Below are 18,149 nucleotides of genomic sequence, written 5' to 3'. Positions count from 1 at the left end.
GCAGGGCTAATGGATATGATGCGCGCCATGCATATCTCCCCTGAACACCCGATGCTTGCGGCCGTCGTTGACGATCTGGCCACCCATGGCTGGTCGCAGCAGGCCCTTTTCCTGCCGGCTGAGCTGGTGCGTGCGCTTGCGGCCGAGTGTCGGCGCCGTGATGCCGAAGGCCAGCTCAACCCTGCCGGGGTGGGGCGCGGTGTGGCCCAGGAGGTGCGCGAGGCGATCCGTGGGGACCAGATCCAGTGGATCGACCCGGGGCAGGCCGAGGCTTGCGACAAATACCTGGAAGCCATGGACCAGCTGCGCCTGGCCATCAACCAGGGCCTGTTCCTGGGCCTTGAAGACTTCGAGTGTCACTTCGCCCTGTACCCGGCAGGTGCGTTCTACCGTCGCCACCTGGACCGTTTTCGCGACGACGACCGGCGCATGGTCTCGGCTGTGCTCTACCTCAACGAAGACTGGCAGCCGCAGGATGGTGGCCAGTTGCGCATGTTCCTGGCTGACGCTGTCGAGCATGACGTGCAGCCCGTGGCCGGCTGCCTGGTGGTGTTTCTGTCGGGTGAAGTACCTCACGAAGTCTTGCCAGCGGGGCGTGAGCGGCTTTCGTTGACGGGTTGGTTCCGGCGCCGTGGCAATGACCCGTTCTGACCCGCCCAAGGTACTGGTCAGCGCCTGCCTGCTGGGGCAGCCGGTGCGTTATGACGGGCGGGCCAGCGGCCATCCTGATCTGTTGCAGCGCTGGCAGGCTGAAGGGCGTGTGGTGCCGTTGTGCCCGGAGGTGGCCGGTGGCCTGCCCACACCGCGCCCGCCCGCGGAGATCCCGGGCGGGCAGGGTGGCGATGTGCTCGATGGGGCAGCGCAGGTGCTGACGGTGAAGGGCGAGGACGTAAGCGCGGCATTTCTTGCCGGTGCGCACCAGGCGCTGGCACTGGTGCGTCGGCATGGCATCCGGGTCGCGGTGCTCAAGGCGGGCAGCCCTTCGTGTGGCAACCGCTTGACCTACGATGGCACGTTCGCAGGGGTGAAGGTGCCGGGGCAAGGGGTTACCACTGCACTGCTGCAGCGGGAGGGGGTACTGGTGTTCAGTGAGCTGGAGCTGGAAGAGGCCCAGCGAGCGCTGGCTGGGCTGTCAGCGTAGTCTGGTGCTGGCCTTTCGCGGGGTTACCCGCGTAAAGGCTGGTGCAGGCAATAAATGACTCACTGCCCGGTAGCCGTCTCCGGCACACCCTTGAACCACTTCTGCTCAAGCTCCGCTGTACGGCCGCTGTCCTTGAGGCGCTGCAGCGCGTTGTTCACCGCGCTCTCGAACGCCGGGTTGTCTTTCTGGAACGGGATGACCAGTTTCCTCTCGCCAAAAGGCTGGCTCAGATCAAACGGCGTATCGGCCTTGGGAGCATTGTCCGATGGGGTCAGGGTGATGTCGTATTTGCCACTTTCAACACCCGGCAGTATCTCGGCCACAGGCGTTTCAATGAACTCGACACGCAGGTCCAGTTGTTTGGCCAGCTCTTGACCGAATTCGATTTCAAAGCCCGTCAGATGCTCGTTTTCCTTGAAGGCATACGGCGAGTTGTCGGCCTGTACGGCAATGCGCAGTTCGCCCCGGTCGGCGATTTCGTCTATCAGCTCGGCTTGAGCCAATGGCGTGATCAGTACTGCCAGCAGTACACCCATGGTCGAACGCATCTAATGCCCCTTTTCTTTGGCAAATGAATAACTGTCGCCACGACTTTCTTCCTCGTCGTGGTCGAGCGCAGCCTATGACCTTGAAGCCTTGGCGATGTTTAACCCTAACTGAATTTTTTCTCTTTGTGGGCTATGGTGAGCTTCCGCTGCCGTTCGTTTGCAGGTGGCGGCCAATGAGTGAATCACAGGAGAAGTGAATGAACAGCCTATTTTCGCGTGCTGCCGTAGCCGGTCTGCTGATGGGGGCCTCGGTACTGGCCAGCGCTGCGGATGCGCTGAAGAGCCAGGAGCCGCCCAAGGATGCCAAGGTCTTCATCGTTTCCCCCGCCGATGGCGCAACGGTCGACAAGACCTTTACCGTCAAGTTTGGCATCGAAGGCATGGGGCTCAAGCCTGCGGGTGACCAGACCCCGCACACGGGCCACCACCACCTGCTGGTGGATGTGGACAAGGAGCCTGCAGCCGATCAGCCACTGCCGACCAGCCTGATGCCGGAAGGCGGCGCGGCGTTGCCAGCCGGCCCGCAGGTGCTGCACTTCGGCAAGGCCCAGACCGAAACCACTCTTACCCTGACGCCGGGCAAGCATACCCTGCAGCTGGTACTGGGTGACCAGTATCACGTGCCGTTCAAGCCAAGCGTTGAGTCGAAGAAGATCACGGTTGAAGTGAAGTAAGCCGAGCCATCACGCAGCCCTTAAGCTGGCAAGTCGATCCCCACTGGCATCGTTGGGTGAGCTGGCTTGTTGGCGAAACAAAAAAGGGAGGCCACCAAGGCCTCCCTTTTTCATACCGCAATCAAGCTCAGAACAGTACGCGCGAGCGGATGGTGCCCTTGACGTGCTGCAGCTTCTCTTGCGCAAGGTCCGAGTACTCGGCGTCAACGTCGATTACCACGTAACCCACTTTCTCGTTGGTCTGCAGGAACTGACCGGAGATGTTGATACCGTTCTCGGCAAAGACTTTGTTGATCTCGCTGAGCACGCCCGGAATGTTTTCGTGGATGTGCAGCAGGCGGTGCTTGCCCGGGTGTGCCGGCAGGGCGACTTCAGGGAAGTTGACCGACGATACCGAGGTGCCGTTGTCGCTGTACTTGACCAGTTTCTCGGCCACTTCCAGGCCGATGTTGGCCTGGGCCTCGGCGGTGGAGCCGCCGATGTGCGGGGTCAGGATCACGTTGTCCAGGCCGCGCAGCGGGCTTTCGAACTCTTCGTCGTTGGAGCGTGGCTCGACCGGGAACACGTCGATGGCGGCGCCGATCAGGTGCTTGTCCTTGATGGCTGCGGCCAGGTGGTCCAGTTCTACCACGGTGCCACGGGCGGCGTTGATCAGGATCGAGCCCTTCTTCATCGCGCGGATTTCTTTCTCACCGATCATCCACTGAGTGGATGGCAGCTCAGGCACGTGCAGCGAGACGATGTCGGCCAGGCCCAGCAGTTCGTGCAGGCTGGTGACTTGTACGGCGTTGCCCAGCGGCAGCTTGGTCAGCGGGTCGTAGAAGTAGACCTGCATGCCCAGGCTCTCGGCCAGTACCGACAGCTGGGTACCGATCGAGCCATAGCCGACGATGCCCAGCTTCTTGCCGCGGATTTCGAACGAGTTGGCCGCGCTCTTGATCCAGCCGCCACGGTGGCAGGAGGCGTTTTTCTCGGGGATGCCGCGCAACAGCAGGATGGCTTCGGCCAGTACCAGTTCCGCCACCGAACGGGTGTTGGAGTATGGCGCGTTGAACACGGCAATGCCGCGCTCGCGTGCAGCGTCCAGGTCGACCTGGTTGGTGCCGATGCAGAAGCAACCGACGGCGACCAGTTTCTTGGCACAGTCGAAGATCTCTTCGGTCAGCTGGGTACGCGAACGGATGCCGATGAAGTGGGCATCAGCGATCTTTTCCTTGAGTTCTGCTTCCGGCAGCGAGCCAGTGAGGTACTCGATGTTGGTGTACCCGGCGGCCTTGAGGGTATCCACCGCGTTCTGGTGCACACCTTCAAGAAGAAGGAACCTGATCTTGCTCTTGTCGAGAGAAGTCTTGCTCATCTGCGTAAACCTGTATCCCGGAGAAAAAATGGCGAGAAGTGATGCTAGGCGCAGCGCGGGCCTTAGCACGAACAGCGGGGGCGCTATGCTAGCATACGCGACACAATCTGAGCTTATCCCGACAGGTGAAGAGTACTCAGGGTGACTATGAATAAGTCGAGAGTTCCGGCGATGACGCACCCCGCGGTAATTGATGAACTGATGACCTTGGTAGACCCTGGCAAGGTCCTGACCGATGCCGCTTCCCTGGAAACGTACGGCAAGGATTGGACCAAGCATTTTCCGCCCTCGCCCACTGCCATCGTGTTCCCCAAAAGCGTGGAACAGGTTCGGGCCATCGTTGGCTGGGCCAATCGCCATCAGGTGGCGCTGGTGCCTTCCGGCGGTCGGACCGGGCTCTCCGCCGGTGCCGTGGCAGCCAATGGTGAAGTGGTAGTCGCCTTCGACTACATGAACCAGATTCTCGATTTCAATGCCTTCGACCGCACGGTGGTCTGCCAGCCAGGGGTCATCACTCGCCAGCTGCAGGCATTCGCCGAAGAACAGGGGCTTTATTACCCGGTGGATTTCGCCTCGAGTGGCTCCAGCCAGGTCGGCGGCAACATCGGCACAAACGCAGGCGGCATCAAGGTCATTCGCTACGGCATGACCCGTAACTGGGTTGCCGGCCTGAAAGTTGTCACTGGCAAGGGCGAGCTGCTCGAGCTGAACAAGGACCTCATCAAGAACGCCACCGGCTATGACCTGCGCCAGTTGTTCATCGGCGCCGAAGGTACCCTGGGCTTCGTGGTCGAGGCCACCATGCGCCTGGACCGCGCCCCGCGCAACCTCACCGCGATGGTGCTGGGCACGCCGGACTTCGATTCGATCATGCCGGTGTTGCATGCCTTCCAGGGCAAGCTTGACCTCACGGCATTCGAGTTCTTTTCCGACAAGGGCCTGGCCAAGATCATGGCACGTGGCGATGTGCCTGCGCCGTTCGCCACCGACTGCCCGTTCTATGCCCTGCTGGAGTTCGAGGCCAGTACCGAGGAGGTGGCCAACGATGCGCTGGCCATCTTCGAGCACTGCGTCGAGCAAGGCTGGGTACTGGACGGGGTGATGAGCCAGAGCGAAGCTCAGTTGAGAAACCTCTGGAAGCTGCGCGAGTACCTGTCCGAAACCATCTCCCACTGGACGCCGTACAAGAACGATATCTCTGTCACGGTTTCCAAGGTGCCGGCGTTCCTGCGCGACATCGATGCCATCGTCAGCGAGCACTATCCCGACTATGAGGTGGTCTGGTACGGGCACATCGGCGACGGCAACCTGCACCTGAACATCCTCAAGCCCGAGTCCATGAGCAAAGACGATTTCTTCGCTTCATGCACCAAGGTCAACAAGTGGGTGTTCGAGATCGTCCAGCGCTATAACGGCTCGATCTCCGCCGAGCACGGTGTGGGCATGACCAAGCGCGATTACCTTGGCTATAGCCGCTCACCACAGGAAATCGCCTGCATGAAGGCGATAAAGGCCGTCTTCGACCCTAACGGCATCATGAATCCGGGTAAGATCTTCGCTCCTGAATAAAAGCAGTAATCAAAGGAGTCGGCCATGAGTTACCAGCACCAGTACGTAGACGGCACCCGTATCCACTTCCCGCTGGGCAAGGTGGTGTGCGTTGGCCGCAACTATGCCGAGCACGCCAAGGAACTGGGCAATCCCATTCCGACCGAGCCGTTGCTGTTCATCAAGCCGGGCAGTTGCGTGGTGCCGCTGGAGGGTGGTTTCAAGATTCCTACCGACCGTGGTTCGGTGCATTACGAAGCCGAAATCGCGGTGTTGCTGGGCAAGCCGCTGTCGGCACATCCATCTGAAGAGGAAGTGCTGGATGCCATCTCCGGCTTTGCCCCGGCGCTGGACCTGACCCTGCGTGACGTGCAGGCCAAGCTCAAGGAAAAGGGCATGCCGTGGGAGACCTGCAAGAGCTTCGACGGTGCCTGCGTACTGCCGCCTTTCGTCGCTGCCGGCACGTTCGAAGACCTGGCCGACATCCCGGTGCGCCTGACCATCAATGGTGACGTTCGCCAGGACGGAAACAGCGCGATGATGCTCAACCCGATCGTGCCGATCATCCAGCACATGGCCTCGCACTTTTCGCTGCTGCCGGGGGATGTGATCCTGACCGGTACCCCGGCTGGCGTCGGCCCCTTCGAAGTGGGTGATGAGCTGGTGCTGGAGTTGCCGGGCGTGAGCCGCTTCGAAAGCCGGGTACTCTGAGCAGAGACTGTGTCGCCCGCGAAGCGGGCGACGCGATTTACCGTTTTTTTCACAACCTATCTGGATAATGCGCGAATCTCCGCCTATTTACCCAGGAATACTCTGTATGGCCCTGTCTTCCAGCGCTCCCGTATCCACCAAGCGTCGCTTCTACCTGCGCTGGCCGTTCGGCCTGGCTGTGGCTGCGGTGATCGGCTATGGCGTGGCCGTGGCGATGCACTGGGATGACCGTGGCCGACTGTGGGTCCAGGAAGGCTTCGAGAGCAGCGCCGAGCGCAGCGAAAGCGTCTGGTTGCCGGACTATAAGGTCGATATCGATGCCAAGCCTATGCCGGGCATGGAAGATGATGAAGCCTCGGACGTAGCGTTCAATCCGCATACCCGCACGTTGTTTGTGGTCATGGGCAAGAACCCGTTCCTGGTCGAGCTGAGCCTGGATGGTGATGTTTTGAGGCAGATCCCCTTGCAGGGGTGGAACAACCCCGAAGGGGTTGCCGTGCTGGAAGATGGCCGCTTGGCCATTACCGATGAACGTCTGCACGACCTGACCGTGGTCAAGGTGGGCGCACAAACCAAGTCGCTGAACCATGCAGATTTTCAGAGCCACGACCTGGGCGAGTCGGTGAAAAGCAACAAGGGCTTCGAAGCCGTGGCATGGGACCCGATGCGCCAGCGTCTGGTGATCGGCGAGGAGCGGCCGCCAAAGCTGTATACCTGGAGCACCGATGGGCGCAGCCCGCTCAAAGGTGACAAGCAGCCGCTGGCCAGCAACGAACTTGACCTGCGCAACCTCTCAGGCTTGGGTGTCGACCCGCGTACGGGCCATCTGTTGGTGCTGTCGGCGGACTCCAACATGCTGCTGGAGCTCGACGAGCAAGGTCAGCAGGTGAGTTTCATGACCTTGCTGGGCGGTTTCAACGGCCTCAAGGACACCATTCCGCGTGCTGAAGGGGTGGCGATGGACGACCAGGGCAACCTGTACATGGTCAGTGAGCCGGCGCTGTTCTATCGATTCAAGAAAAACTGACGGCCATTTCAGATTTTTCGCATGCTGGCATTAAGCTTTACTTCAGTTGTTCGTGGTTAGATTCGTCATCCTCAAACCGAGTCTGCCCTATGCGTCGCTATGTTCGTCTGCCCCTGGTCCTGGCTGTCATTGGCCTGCTCGCCGTGCTCTTACTGGGCGTGGCGGAGCAGCAGTTCCGTTTGCTCGAGCGTGGCTGGTTCAACTTCAAGACCTGGTGGCAGCCCGCTGAGCAAAGCATGGGCCTGGATCGCTATCGGGTAGTGATCGAGGCGCAGCCTATAGACGGGCTGGACGATGATGTTTCGGCACTGACTTACGACCCCGACCGCAAGACCCTGTTCACGGTGACCAACAAGCGGTCCGAACTGATCGAGTTGTCCCTCGACGGTCGTATCCTGCGGCGGGTGCCGTTGACCGGTTTCGGCGACCCCGAGGCGGTCGAATACGTAGGGCCCAACAGTTACGTGATCACCGATGAGCGCCAGCAACGGCTGATTCGCGTGCGCCTTGAGGACGACACGATGTTCCTGGATGCCCACGATGCCGAGCAGTTGAGCCTTGGTATCGGCCTGAACGGCAACAAGGGGTTCGAGGGGCTGGCCTACGACTCGGCGGGCAAACGCCTGTTCGTGGCCAAGGAGCGAGACCCGATGGTGATCTACGAAATTCACGGGTTTCCCCATGGAAACCCGGAGCAGCCCTATGCAGTGCATGTGGTGCAGGACCGCAAGCGCGATGCGCGGCTGTTCGTGAGGGATCTTTCCAGCCTGCAGTTCGACGAGCGCAGCGGGCATCTGCTGGCACTGTCGGATGAATCACGCCTGGTGCTGGAGCTGGATGTGAAAGGTAAACCGTTGAGCACGCTGTCGCTGCGCAAGGGGTACCAGGGGCTGAAGCAGACGGTGCCGCAGGCGGAGGGGATTGCCATGGATGAAGCGGGGACCATTTATCTGGTCAGTGAGCCGAACCTGTTCTATGTGTTCAAACAGCCCACGGATTGACTGGGCTTTTGAGCGTAATTGCCGGCAGGCCGCCTCCCACGCGGTCACCACTGCTGTGGATTGCCTGGGGGAGCCAGCTTGCCGGCAATGGCATCACTCGGCTTTCAGGCTCTTCACGCCTTCCGGGGTGCCCAGCAACAGCAGGTCTGCCGGCCGTGCGGCAAACAGGCCATTGGTCACCACGCCGACGATCGCATTGATCTGCGCCTCCAGCTCTACGGGGTTGGTGATCTGCAGGTTGTACACATCCAGGATCACGTTGCCGTTATCGGTGACCACACCCTCACGGTACACCGGGTCGCCACCCAGCTTGACCAGTTGGCGCGCCACGTGGCTGCGGGCCATCGGGATCACCTCGACCGGCAGCGGGAAGGCGCCTAGCACCGGCACCAGCTTGCTGGCATCGGCGATGCAGATGAAGGTCTTGGCCACGGCCGCGACGATTTTTTCGCGCGTCAGTGCCGCGCCACCGCCTTTGATCAGGTTCAGGTGTGCGTCGCTCTCGTCGGCGCCGTCGACGTAGAACTCCAGCTCGCTGACGCTGTTCAGCTCATAGACCGGGATGCCATGGCCCTTCAGACGCTGTGCCGTGGCCTCGGAGCTGGCGACCGCGCCGTCGAACGCCGTCTTGTGCTGGGCCAGGGCGTCAATGAAAAAGTTGGCAGTCGAACCGGTGCCGACGCCGACGACGCTCTTTTCATCCAGCTTGGGCAGAATGAAGTCGACAGCGGCCTGGGCGACGGCCTGTTTGAGTTGGTCCTGGGTCATGCGGGCTCCGGAAAGGGGCAGGGCGGTAATGAAAGGAGGCTAGTATAACGGCTCGGGCGGCTTTGCTGTGGTCGCCCGACGTAGCGCTGGGGTAGACTCGCAGCCCTTGTCCCGCGGCCAGTGATGCTTTCCCGATGCTCGAACAGTACGTCAAGAAGATCCTCACCTCGCGCGTCTACGACGTCGCTGTCGAAACCCCGCTGCACAGCGCCGGGCAACTGAGCAAGCGCCTGGGCAACCAGATTCTGCTCAAGCGTGAAGACCTGCAGCCGGTGTTCTCCTTCAAGATCCGTGGGGCGTACAACAAGCTGGCGCAACTGAGCCCGGAAGAACTGGCCCGCGGCGTGGTCACCGCCTCGGCCGGCAACCATGCACAGGGGCTGGCCCTGGCAGCCCGCGAGCTGGGCATCAAGGCCACCATCGTGATGCCCAAGACCACCCCGGAGATCAAGATTGAAGGCGTACGCTCGCGTGGCGGCAAGGTGGTATTGCATGGCGACTCGTTCCCCGAGGCGCTGGCCTACTCGCTGAAACTGGTCGATGAGAAGGGCTTCGTCTATATCCACCCTTATGACGACCCGCACACCATTGCCGGGCAAGGCACCGTGGCCATGGAAATCCTGCGCCAGCACCCAGGCCGGCTGGATGCGATCTTCGTGCCGGTGGGCGGCGGTGGGCTGATCGCCGGCATCGCCGCCTACGTGAAATACCTGCGCCCGGAAATCAAGGTGATTGGCGTCGAACCGGATGACTCCAATTGCCTGCAGGCAGCCATGGCCGCTGGCGAGCGCGTGGTGCTGCCGCAGGTTGGGCTGTTCGCCGATGGCGTGGCCGTGGCCCAGATCGGTCAGCATACCTTCGACATCTGCCGCTTGCATGTGGATGAGGTGATCACCGTCAGCACTGACGAGATCTGTGCAGCAATCAAGGATATTTACGACGATACCCGCTCGATCACCGAACCTGCAGGCGCTTTGGGTGTCGCTGGGATCAAGAGGTATGTCGAGCTCAACGGCGTCACCGGGCAAACGCTGGTAGCTATCGACTCGGGCGCCAACGTCAACTTCGACCGCCTGCGTCACGTCGCCGAGCGTGCCGAGCTGGGCGAGAAGCGCGAAGCGATCATCGCCGTGACCATCCCCGAGCGGCCGGGCAGCTTCAAGGCGTTCTGCGAGGCCATCGGCAAGCGCCAGATCACCGAATTCAACTACCGCAAGCACACATCCGACGAAGCCCATATCTTCGTTGGCGTGCAGACCCATCCGGAGAACGACCCACGCGCAGCGTTGGTGCAGCAACTGACCGAGCAGGGTTTCCCTGTTACCGACCTGACTGACAACGAGCTGGCCAAGATGCACATCCGCCACATGGTGGGTGGCCATTCGGCCGGTGCACGCGACGAGATCGTGCTGCGCTTCGAGTTCCCTGAGCGGCCGGGGGCGCTGTTCAACTTCCTCAACAAGCTGGGCGGGCGCTGGAACATCTCGATGTTCCACTACCGCAACCACGGCGCCGCCGACGGGCGTGTGGTGGCGGGGTTGCAGGTGCCGGAGGACGAACGCCACCTGGTGCCGGCGGCGCTGGCCAAGATTGGGTATCCGTACTGGGATGAGACCGACAATCCCGCTTACCGGCTCTTCCTGGGTTGAGCGACTAAGCTTGGCTAACCCCCCAAGGATGTGAAGACATGGAACACCTGACCACCCTCAAGGCCTTGCATCTCGTTGCCACCGCCCTGTTATTGCTGGGCGCACTGGGTTTGGCGATCTGGACCGTGCGCGCCCGGCGCCAAGGCGACGCCCAGGCTTATGGCAAGCTGCTGCGTCGGCCTTTGGTGTTCGTCTGGCTGGTGATGGGCGTGAGCCTGCTGAGCATGCCGTTCACCGGTTGGTGGCTGGTTCACCTGGTGGGTTGGCCGCTGGGGCAGACCTGGGTGCTGGCGTCCAGCGTCATCTATACCCTCGGTGCGTTCGCCGCGTGGTGGCTGCTGGTGCGTCTGAACCGGCTGCGCAAGGCTGAGGCGGTGGGTATGCGGTTTACCCTGGCCCTGGCGGTCTTCAGCGGTGTCTGCTTCCTGTCCATCGCCGGGTTGATGGGCGCCAAGCCGGTCTGAAGCTGGCCGGGCCGCTCTGCAGCCCCAAAAAGGCTCAGTCCCTAAGCGAAATCACCGGCCACCCGCGCCGCTCAGCCTCAGCCTGCAGGTTAGGGTCCGGGTCCACCGCGACAGCATGTGACACCCGCTGCAACAGCGGCAAGTCATTCATCGAATCGCTATAGAAGTAGCTGTCTTGCAGGTCGAACCCGTTCTCCAGCATCCAGCGTTCCAGCCTCGTCACCTTGCCTTCACGGAAGCACGGTATATCGGTACTGCGCCCGGTATAGCGGCCATCGCGTGTTTCGCATTCGGTCGCCAATAGCGTGCGAACGCCCAGACGGCGGGCAATCGGCGCGGTTACGAAACGGTTGGTGGCGGTGATGATCACCAGTTGGTCGCCTGCCTCAAGGTGTTGCTGCAGCAGGGCCAGGGCCTTGGGCAGGATGATCGGCTCGATGCAGTCGCGCATGAATTCGCGGTGCCATTGGTCGAGCTGGGCGGGTTCGGTGGCTGCGAGGATTTCCATGGAAAAGGCCAGGTAGGCCTGCAGGTCGAGGGTGCCGTTCAGGTAATCCTGGTAGAAGGCATCGTTGCGTTGTTTGTACGCGATCGGGTCAAGAATCCCCCGTTCGCACAGGTAATCATCCCACGCGTGGTCACTGTCGCCACCGAGGAGGGTATTGTCCAGGTCGAATAAAGCCAGGCGCATTGCGGTTACTCGCGTCAGCCATAGGGAAGGCCCGCAGAATACGGAGTTTTCACCTCGCTGCACATAAGCGTGGCGGGCGCGTTGCTGCGCTCGCAGGCTTTGTGGAACAATGCGGTGACATGCGTTTGCGAGGTTGCTGCCGTGATCGACCCGGATGGTTTTCGCCCAAATGTCGGGATCATTCTCACGAATGATGCCGGGCAGGTGCTATGGGCTCGGCGGATCAACCAGGATGCCTGGCAATTCCCTCAGGGTGGTATCAACCCTGACGAGACGCCGGAAGATGCCCTGTACCGCGAGCTGAACGAAGAAGTTGGCCTTGAACGCGATGATGTGGAAATTCTTGCCTGCACCCGCGGCTGGTTGCGTTATCGTTTACCCCAGCGTCTGGTACGTACCCACAGCCAACCGCTGTGTATCGGCCAGAAGCAGAAATGGTTTTTGCTGCGCCTGGTGAGCAATGAGCAACGGGTGCGGATGGACCTGACCGGCAAGCCTGAATTCGATGGCTGGCGCTGGGTCAGCTATTGGTACCCGCTGGGCCAGGTGGTGACCTTCAAGCGTGAAGTGTATCGCCGCGCCCTGAAAGAGCTAGCACCGCGTCTTTTGACGCGCGACTGACGACGGAGTTCGACCCCGAGCCATGCTCAATACGCTGCGCAAGATCGTCCAGGAAGTGAACTCCGCCAAAGATCTCAAGACGGCGTTGGGGATCATTGTCTTGCGCGTCAAGGAGGCCATGGGCAGCCAGGTCTGCTCGGTCTACCTGCTCGACCCGGAAACCAACCGCTTCGTGCTGATGGCCAGCGAAGGCCTCAACAAGCGATCCATCGGCAAGGTCAGCATGGCCCCCAACGAAGGCCTGGTTGGTCTGGTCGGTACCCGGGAAGAGCCGCTGAACCTGGAAAACGCCGCTGATCACCCACGTTACCGCTACTTCGCTGAAACGGGCGAGGAGCGTTTCGCGTCCTTCCTGGGTGCACCGATCATCCACCACCGTCGTGTGGTCGGCGTGCTGGTCATTCAGCAGAAAGAACGCCGCCAGTTCGACGAGGGTGAAGAAGCTTTCCTGGTCACCATGAGCGCTCAACTCGCCGGGGTTATCGCTCACGCCGAGGCCACCGGCTCGATTCGTGGCCTGGGCCGCCAGGGCAAGGGCATCCAGGAAGCGCGCTTCGTCGGCGTACCAGGCTCGCCGGGTGCTGCCGTCGGCCGAGCCGTGGTCATGTTGCCGCCTGCCGACCTTGAGGTGGTGCCGGACAAGACGGTCGAAGACATCGACGCTGAACTCAAACTGTTCCACAACGCCCTCGAGGGCGTGCGCGCCGACATGCGCAAGCTTTCGGCCAAACTGGCCACCCAGTTGCGCCCGGAAGAACGCGCGCTGTTCGACGTGTACCTGATGATGCTTGAGGACGCAGCCCTCGGCGGTGAGGTGACTGACGTCATCAAGACCGGCCAGTGGGCCCAGGGCGCCCTGCGCCAGGTGGTCGGCGAGCACGTCAGCCGGTTCGAACTGATGGACGACGACTACCTGCGCGAACGCGCCTCGGACGTGAAAGACCTCGGTCGCCGTCTGCTGGCCTACCTCCAGCAAGCCCGTTCGCAATCGCTGGTGTATGCCGACAACACCATCCTGGTCAGCGAGGAGCTGACCCCGGCGATGTTGGGTGAGGTGCCGGAAGGCAAGCTGGTGGGCCTGGTCTCGGTGCTGGGCTCGGGCAACTCCCACGTCGCCATCCTGGCCCGTGCCATGGGTATCCCGACGGTGATGGGCCTGGTCGACCTGCCGTATTCCAAGGTCGATGGTATCGAGCTGATCGTCGATGGCTACAAGGGCGAGGTGTTCACCAACCCCAGCGACGTGCTGCGCAAGCAATACAGCGAGGTGGTCGAAGAAGAGCGTCAGCTGGCCCAGGGCCTGGATGCGTTGCGCGAACTGCCTTGCATCACCCCGGACGGTCATCGCATGCCGCTGTGGGTCAACACCGGCCTGCTTGCCGACGTGGCCCGTGCCCAGCAGCGGGGCGCAGAAGGGGTGGGCCTGTACCGCACAGAAGTGCCGTTCATGATCAACCAGCGCTTCCCCAGCGAAAAAGAGCAGTTGGCCATCTATCGCGAGCAGTTGGCGGCGTTTCACCCGCTGCCGGTGACCATGCGTACCCTCGACATCGGCGGGGACAAGGCGCTGTCCTACTTCCCGATCAAGGAAGAAAACCCGTTCCTGGGGTGGCGTGGCATCCGCGTGACCCTCGACCACCCGGAAATCTTCCTGGTCCAGACCCGCGCCATGCTCAAAGCCAGCGAAGGCCTGAACAACCTGCGCATTCTGCTGCCGATGATCTCCGGCATTCACGAACTGGAAGAGGCCCTGCACCTGATTCACCGCGCCTGGGGCGAGGTGCGTGACGAAGGCACGGACGTGCCGATGCCACCGGTTGGCGTGATGGTCGAGATCCCGGCCGCGGTTTACCAGACCAAGGAGCTGGCGCGTCAGGTGGATTTCCTTTCGGTAGGCTCCAACGACCTGACCCAGTACCTGCTGGCAGTAGACCGCAACAACCCGCGGGTTGCCGACCTTTACGACTACCTGCACCCGGCAGTGCTGCAAGCCTTGAACACCGTGGTGCGTGATGCCCATGGCGAGGGCAAGCCAGTCAGTATCTGCGGCGAGATGGCCGGTGATCCGGCAGCAGCGGTCCTGTTGATGGCCATGGGCTTCGACAGCTTGTCGATGAACGCCACCAACCTGCCGAAGGTGAAGTGGATGCTGCGCCAGATAAACATGAGCAAGGCCAAGGAGCTGCTGGCCGATGCCCTGAGCCATGACAACCCGCAGGTTATCCACAGCTCGTTGCAATTGGCGCTGAAGAACCTGGGGCTGGCGCGGATGATCGGGCCAGAGGCCAACAAGACCCTGTGAATTCTGGGGCCGCTTTGCGGCCCTTTCGCGACACAAGGCCGCTCAGGCGACGCGACCCTGGTAGGAGCGGCCTTGTGTCGCGAAAGGGCTGCAAAGCAGCCCCATGGCCCTCAAATCCAAAGTTCAACCTCCCCCAAGTGCCCCCCAAAAGGCCCGAAACTGCGCTCGATAAGCCGTCTTTTACCCTGATCATCCACGATCAGCACCGTACTGGCCCGCGTCCCATAATTCTGGCTGGCAATGAACACACTCGACAGCAGCTTCTCGGTCGCCACGCCCACGCCAGTTTCCGGCAGCTCTGCCTCAGGCGCCGTCTCACCATCGGCCAGCAACGCCATCAAACGCTGCGGGTCCGCTGAACCCAGTAACCGTTCCAGCCCGTCGCGCGCCTTGACCAGCTTGGGCCACGGCGTATCCAGCCCGGCATTGGAAAGCCCATACACCCCAGCCGCCAGCAAGCGCGGCGCCGCGTCTCGAGCGTGCAGATACCCCAGGCGCACACCATCGCCCACCAGCAGGTTGAACCCCGAATACTGCTTGCTGCGGCTGGCGACCTGGTCCAGATAGGCCTCGACCCCAAGCTCACCCTGCAGGTATGCCGCCACCAGCTCGCCGCGTGAGCGGGGGCCCAACGGCTGCCCTGGGTCGCGAATATTGGTCAGCGCGGCGAACCGCCCCTGCGGCCCCACGCCCAGCCAGGTACCACCGGCCTCCAGGTCACGCCCTGCATGCACGCCGGGCGCATCTTCCCAGGCTGCCAGCGCCTGCGTGGGCCGGGCATAGAACTCGTCGCGGTTGGCCGCCACGATCAGCGGCAGGGCATGCCCTGGCCGCCAGGCGAATACGATCAGGCACATAGGTTGGGCCTCTGGGTTTTTTGCCACTCTACCCACTGCGGCGGCGCCGATCCATCCTGTCACAGAGTTCACTAGAGCCCCGAGCCCGGCTTCCGTTACCATGCCGGATTGTTTTTTCGGGGACGACGAATGGAGTTCGCACTCTATCTGCTTCTGGGCGCCTGTGCCGGCGTGCTGGCCGGGCTGTTCGGCGTGGGCGGCGGCATCATCATCGTGCCGGTGCTGGTGTTCAGCTTCACCCTGCAGGGCTTCGACGCTTCGGTGCTCACTCACCTGGCAGTCGGTACCTCGCTGGCAACCATCGTCTTCACATCGATCAATGCCGTGCGCGAGCACCATCGTCGGGGCGCGGTGCAGTGGCCGATCTTCGCCTGGATGACCGTGGGTATCCTGCTGGGCGCCGGGGTGGGCGCGAAGACGGCTTCGCTTATCCAGGGCCCGCTGTTGCAGAAGATCATCGGCGTATTCGCGCTGATCATTGCCGCGCAGATGGCACTGGACCTCAAGCCCAAGGCCAGCCGCGGCATTCCCGGCAAGCCCGCACTGATCGGCGCCGGTGGCGTGATCGGTTGGGCCTCGGCGATCTTCGGCATCGGCGGTGGTTCGTTGACCGTGCCATTCCTGACCTGGCGCAGCCTGCCGATGCAGCAGGCGGTGGCCACGTCTTCGGCCTGCGGCCTGCCGATTGCCGTGGCCAGCGCCCTGAGTTTCATGTGGCTGGGTTGGCACGATGAGCATCTGCCAGCCCATAGCGTGGGCTTCGTGTACCTGCCAGCGCTGGTCGGCATTGCCGTGACCAGCATGTTTTTCGCCCGCTTCGGCGCGCGGCTGGCGCACAAGTTGTCGCCCCGCCTGCTCAAGCGCTTGTTCGCCGCGCTGCTGTTTTGCGTAGGCCTGAGCTTTTTGATTTGAAACCAGAGGAATATCCATGCTGCCTTACCCGCAGATAGACCCCGTGGCCGTTGCGCTCGGGCCGCTGAAAATCCATTGGTACGGCCTGATGTACCTGATCGGCATTGGTGGCGCGTGGCTGCTCGCCTCGCGCCGGCTCAACCGTTTCGACCCCACCTGGTCGCGTGAAAAGCTCTCTGACCTGGTGTTCTGGTTGTCGATGGGGGTGATCGTCGGCGGGCGCTTGGGTTATGTGCTGTTCTACGACCTGCACGCCTACCTGGCCAACCCGACGTTGATCTTCGAGGTATGGAAGGGTGGCATGTCGTTCCACGGCGGCTTCATCGGCGTGATGCTGGCGGCCTTGTGGTTCGGCAAGCGCAACAACAAGTCATTCTTCGAACTGATGGACTTCGTCGCACCGCTGGTGCCGATTGGCCTGGGGGCAGGGCGTATCGGCAACTTCATCAACGCCGAACTGTGGGGCAAGCCGACCGACGTGCCGTGGGCGATGATCTTCCCGCCGTTCAGCGACCCGGCCCAACTGCCGCGCCACCCATCGCAGCTGTACCAGTTCGCCCTGGAAGGCGTGGCGTTGTTCGCGATCCTTTGGCTGTTCTCGCGCAAGCCGCGCCCGACCATGGCGGTTTCCGGGATGTTCGCCCTGTTCTACGGCATCTTCCGCTTCATCGTCGAATTCGTCCGCGTGCCGGATGCCCAGCTGGGCTACATTGCCTGGGGCTGGCTGACCATGGGTCAGATACTCTGCATCCCGATGATTCTGGCCGGCCTCGGATTGATCTGGTGGGCTTATAATCGCAAACCCACGGCGAAACCCGCCATCTGATTCCCAACGGCAGGGGCGATCCCCCTGCCGTTCTTGCTACAGGTAAGCCATGAAACAGTATCTGGACCTGGTCCGTGACGTCATCGAAAACGGCACTCTGCAGGAAAACCGCACGGGCATCCGCACCATCAGCCTGCCGGGCGCCATGCTGCGCTTCGATCTGCAAAAGGGCTTTCCGGCCATCACCACGCGCAAGCTGGCATTCAAGTCTGCCATCGGCGAGATGGTCGGCTTCCTGCGTGGCGTGAAGAACGCGGGTGAATTCCGCGAACTGGGCTGCAAGGTGTGGGATCAGAACGCCAACGAGAACGCCCAGTGGCTGGCCAACCCGTTCCGCCAGGGCCATGACGACCTCGGCGAAATTTACGGTGTGCAGTGGCGCCAGTGGCCGGGCTACAAGCGCATCCCGCTGAGCAACCCGGCAGCGATCGAAATGGCCGAACAAGCGGGCTTTCGCAGGATTGCCCAGGACGAGGAAGATGGCCAGGCGTTCGTCGTGCTGTACAAGGCCATCGACCAAGTGCGTCAGTGCCTGGACACCATAGCCAACGACCCAGGCAGCCGGCGCATCCTGTTCCATGGCTGGAACTGCGCGCAGCTGGACGAAATGGCGCTGCCGCCGTGCCACCTGCTGTACCAGTTCCACCCCAATGTCCAGACCAGGGAAATCTCCCTGACGCTCTACATCCGCTCCAATGACTTGGGCCTGGGCACACCGTTCAACCTCACCGAAGGTGCGGCGCTGCTGTCGCTGTTCGGCCGCCTGACGGGCTATACGCCGCGCTGGTTCACGTACTTCATTGGCGATGCCCATGTGTACGAAAACCATCTGGACATGCTTAACGAGCAACTCAAGCGCGAGCCGCTGGAAGCACCGAAGCTGGTGATCAGCGACCGCGTGCCTGCGTTCGCCGAGACGGGCAAGTACGAGCCGGAGTGGCTGGAGAAGATCGAACCGAGCGATTTCAGCCTGGAAGGCTATGAGCACCATGCACCGATGACGGCGCCGATGGCGGTCTGATTCACGCAAATGCCCAGGGCTGCGCAGCAGC

19 protein-coding genes are annotated in these 18,149 nt (G+C 62.0%); 14 read left to right on the top strand and 5 right to left on the bottom strand.

The genetic code is table 11. The features are described from left to right. Positions 1-18: 18 nt before the first annotated feature. Together BLX42_RS10305 and BLX42_RS10300 are read left to right on the top strand one after the other, a co-directional pair. Positions 19-651 (top strand): 2OG-Fe(II) oxygenase, encoded by a 633-nt coding sequence (locus tag BLX42_RS10305; protein WP_046787080.1) that lies wholly within the window; start codon positions 19-21, stop codon positions 649-651. After that, positions 638-1,141 carry a DUF523 domain-containing protein gene (locus BLX42_RS10300; RefSeq protein WP_046786996.1) on the top strand — a complete coding sequence of 168 codons (504 nt, stop codon included), beginning with the start codon at positions 638-640 and terminating at the stop codon, positions 1,139-1,141. The genes BLX42_RS10305 and BLX42_RS10300 overlap by 14 nt, the downstream gene beginning before the upstream one ends. Positions 1,142-1,200: 59 nt before the next feature. Here the strand turns inward: BLX42_RS10300 and BLX42_RS10295 are convergent, their stop codons facing one another. Then, positions 1,201-1,689: an ABC transporter substrate-binding protein gene (locus BLX42_RS10295; protein WP_046786997.1), complete on the bottom strand. Its 489-nt coding sequence runs from the start codon at positions 1,687-1,689 to the stop codon at positions 1,201-1,203. 197 nt (positions 1,690-1,886) lie between these two features. Here BLX42_RS10295 and BLX42_RS10290 point away from each other — a divergent pair, with 197 nt between their 5' ends. After that, positions 1,887-2,363, top strand: a complete 477-nt coding sequence (locus tag BLX42_RS10290) for a DUF4399 domain-containing protein (protein WP_046786998.1) — start codon at positions 1,887-1,889, stop codon at positions 2,361-2,363. Positions 2,364-2,490: 127 nt separating this feature from the next. Here BLX42_RS10290 and serA read toward each other — a convergent pair whose 3' ends face one another. After that, positions 2,491-3,720 (bottom strand): phosphoglycerate dehydrogenase, encoded by a 1,230-nt coding sequence (serA, locus tag BLX42_RS10285; RefSeq protein WP_039602651.1) that lies wholly within the window; start codon positions 3,718-3,720, stop codon positions 2,491-2,493. A 171-nt stretch (positions 3,721-3,891) separates the two neighbouring features. Between serA and BLX42_RS10280 the strand changes: the two genes are divergently transcribed. From BLX42_RS10280 to BLX42_RS10265, 4 genes are all read left to right on the top strand, one after another. Then, positions 3,892-5,289 carry an FAD-binding oxidoreductase gene (locus tag BLX42_RS10280; RefSeq protein ID WP_161871727.1) on the top strand — a complete coding sequence of 466 codons (1,398 nt, stop codon included), beginning with the start codon at positions 3,892-3,894 and terminating at the stop codon, positions 5,287-5,289. 24 nt (positions 5,290-5,313) lie between these two features. After that, positions 5,314-5,979 carry a fumarylacetoacetate hydrolase family protein gene (locus tag BLX42_RS10275; protein ID WP_012312259.1) on the top strand — a complete coding sequence of 222 codons (666 nt, stop codon included), beginning with the start codon at positions 5,314-5,316 and terminating at the stop codon, positions 5,977-5,979. 106 nt (positions 5,980-6,085) lie between these two features. Continuing rightward, a complete protein-coding gene (locus tag BLX42_RS10270; RefSeq protein WP_161871726.1) occupies positions 6,086-7,006 on the top strand; it encodes an SdiA-regulated domain-containing protein in 921 nt (306 codons plus the stop codon). An 89-nt stretch (positions 7,007-7,095) separates the two neighbouring features. Then, a complete protein-coding gene (locus tag BLX42_RS10265) occupies positions 7,096-8,007 on the top strand; it encodes an SdiA-regulated domain-containing protein (protein ID WP_161871725.1) in 912 nt (303 codons plus the stop codon). A 93-nt stretch (positions 8,008-8,100) separates the two neighbouring features. Here BLX42_RS10265 and rpiA read toward each other — a convergent pair whose 3' ends face one another. After that, positions 8,101-8,775, bottom strand: a complete 675-nt coding sequence (rpiA, locus tag BLX42_RS10260; RefSeq protein WP_012312262.1) for a ribose-5-phosphate isomerase RpiA — start codon at positions 8,773-8,775, stop codon at positions 8,101-8,103. 134 nt (positions 8,776-8,909) lie between these two features. On the opposite strand from rpiA, the gene ilvA reads away from it, so the two are divergent. Both ilvA and BLX42_RS10250 read left to right on the top strand, forming a co-directional pair. Next, complete coding sequence (gene ilvA / locus BLX42_RS10255) at positions 8,910-10,424, top strand: threonine ammonia-lyase, biosynthetic (protein ID WP_161871724.1); 1,515 nt, start codon at positions 8,910-8,912, stop codon at positions 10,422-10,424. A 38-nt stretch (positions 10,425-10,462) separates the two neighbouring features. Then, complete coding sequence (locus tag BLX42_RS10250) at positions 10,463-10,888, top strand: DUF2269 family protein (RefSeq protein WP_161871723.1); 426 nt, start codon at positions 10,463-10,465, stop codon at positions 10,886-10,888. Between the two features lie 34 nt (positions 10,889-10,922). Here BLX42_RS10250 and BLX42_RS10245 read toward each other — a convergent pair whose 3' ends face one another. Then, positions 10,923-11,579, bottom strand: coding sequence for an HAD family phosphatase (locus tag BLX42_RS10245; RefSeq protein ID WP_161871722.1), 657 nt, complete (start codon positions 11,577-11,579; stop codon positions 10,923-10,925). A gap of 141 nt (positions 11,580-11,720) precedes the next feature. Between BLX42_RS10245 and BLX42_RS10240 the strand changes: the two genes are divergently transcribed. Continuing rightward, complete coding sequence (locus BLX42_RS10240) at positions 11,721-12,200, top strand: RNA pyrophosphohydrolase (protein WP_003249017.1); 480 nt, start codon at positions 11,721-11,723, stop codon at positions 12,198-12,200. 22 nt (positions 12,201-12,222) lie between these two features. Continuing rightward, positions 12,223-14,502 carry a phosphoenolpyruvate--protein phosphotransferase gene (gene ptsP, locus BLX42_RS10235; RefSeq protein ID WP_046787005.1) on the top strand — a complete coding sequence of 760 codons (2,280 nt, stop codon included), beginning with the start codon at positions 12,223-12,225 and terminating at the stop codon, positions 14,500-14,502. A 110-nt stretch (positions 14,503-14,612) separates the two neighbouring features. Here ptsP and BLX42_RS10230 read toward each other — a convergent pair whose 3' ends face one another. Then, positions 14,613-15,359 carry an NRDE family protein gene (locus tag BLX42_RS10230; RefSeq protein ID WP_161871721.1) on the bottom strand — a complete coding sequence of 249 codons (747 nt, stop codon included), beginning with the start codon at positions 15,357-15,359 and terminating at the stop codon, positions 14,613-14,615. A 129-nt stretch (positions 15,360-15,488) separates the two neighbouring features. On the opposite strand from BLX42_RS10230, the gene BLX42_RS10225 reads away from it, so the two are divergent. From BLX42_RS10225 to BLX42_RS10215, 3 genes are read left to right on the top strand one after another with little or no spacing between them, the layout of a single operon-like run. Then, positions 15,489-16,271: a sulfite exporter TauE/SafE family protein gene (locus BLX42_RS10225; RefSeq protein WP_046787007.1), complete on the top strand. Its 783-nt coding sequence runs from the start codon at positions 15,489-15,491 to the stop codon at positions 16,269-16,271. 16 nt (positions 16,272-16,287) lie between these two features. Continuing rightward, complete coding sequence (gene lgt / locus BLX42_RS10220; RefSeq protein ID WP_046787008.1) at positions 16,288-17,097, top strand: prolipoprotein diacylglyceryl transferase; 810 nt, start codon at positions 16,288-16,290, stop codon at positions 17,095-17,097. A 49-nt stretch (positions 17,098-17,146) separates the two neighbouring features. After that, the gene (locus BLX42_RS10215) at positions 17,147-18,118 is read left to right on the top strand and encodes a thymidylate synthase (RefSeq protein WP_161871720.1); all 972 of its coding nucleotides are present in this window, start codon (positions 17,147-17,149) and stop codon (positions 18,116-18,118) included. Positions 18,119-18,149: the final 31 nt, after the last annotated feature.

Origin of the sequence: Pseudomonas sp. SG-MS2, from assembly GCF_009933855.1 — a bacterium.
Lineage (GTDB): Bacteria > Pseudomonadota > Gammaproteobacteria > Pseudomonadales > Pseudomonadaceae > Aquipseudomonas > Aquipseudomonas putida_E.
Note: the sequence above shows the minus strand (reverse complement) of the source record. Positions and strands in the feature narration are given on the sequence as shown.

Coding starts and splice junctions, on each gene's coding strand:
- BLX42_RS10295 (WP_046786997.1), bottom strand. CDS start 1,689: ATGCGTTCGACCATGGGTGTACTGCTGGCAGTACTGATCACGCCATTG.
- BLX42_RS10305 (WP_046787080.1), top strand. CDS start 19: ATGCGCGCCATGCATATCTCCCCTGAACACCCGATGCTTGCGGCCGTC.
- lgt (WP_046787008.1), top strand. CDS start 16,288: ATGCTGCCTTACCCGCAGATAGACCCCGTGGCCGTTGCGCTCGGGCCG.
- ptsP (WP_046787005.1), top strand. CDS start 12,223: ATGCTCAATACGCTGCGCAAGATCGTCCAGGAAGTGAACTCCGCCAAA.
- BLX42_RS10280 (WP_161871727.1), top strand. CDS start 3,892: ATGACGCACCCCGCGGTAATTGATGAACTGATGACCTTGGTAGACCCT.
- BLX42_RS10245 (WP_161871722.1), bottom strand. CDS start 11,579: ATGCGCCTGGCTTTATTCGACCTGGACAATACCCTCCTCGGTGGCGAC.
- BLX42_RS10265 (WP_161871725.1), top strand. CDS start 7,096: ATGCGTCGCTATGTTCGTCTGCCCCTGGTCCTGGCTGTCATTGGCCTG.
- BLX42_RS10250 (WP_161871723.1), top strand. CDS start 10,463: ATGGAACACCTGACCACCCTCAAGGCCTTGCATCTCGTTGCCACCGCC.
- serA (WP_039602651.1), bottom strand. CDS start 3,720: ATGAGCAAGACTTCTCTCGACAAGAGCAAGATCAGGTTCCTTCTTCTT.
- BLX42_RS10270 (WP_161871726.1), top strand. CDS start 6,086: ATGGCCCTGTCTTCCAGCGCTCCCGTATCCACCAAGCGTCGCTTCTAC.
- BLX42_RS10230 (WP_161871721.1), bottom strand. CDS start 15,359: ATGTGCCTGATCGTATTCGCCTGGCGGCCAGGGCATGCCCTGCCGCTG.
- BLX42_RS10300 (WP_046786996.1), top strand. CDS start 638: ATGACCCGTTCTGACCCGCCCAAGGTACTGGTCAGCGCCTGCCTGCTG.
- rpiA (WP_012312262.1), bottom strand. CDS start 8,775: ATGACCCAGGACCAACTCAAACAGGCCGTCGCCCAGGCCGCTGTCGAC.
- BLX42_RS10290 (WP_046786998.1), top strand. CDS start 1,887: ATGAACAGCCTATTTTCGCGTGCTGCCGTAGCCGGTCTGCTGATGGGG.
- BLX42_RS10225 (WP_046787007.1), top strand. CDS start 15,489: ATGGAGTTCGCACTCTATCTGCTTCTGGGCGCCTGTGCCGGCGTGCTG.
- BLX42_RS10275 (WP_012312259.1), top strand. CDS start 5,314: ATGAGTTACCAGCACCAGTACGTAGACGGCACCCGTATCCACTTCCCG.
- ilvA (WP_161871724.1), top strand. CDS start 8,910: ATGCTCGAACAGTACGTCAAGAAGATCCTCACCTCGCGCGTCTACGAC.
- BLX42_RS10215 (WP_161871720.1), top strand. CDS start 17,147: ATGAAACAGTATCTGGACCTGGTCCGTGACGTCATCGAAAACGGCACT.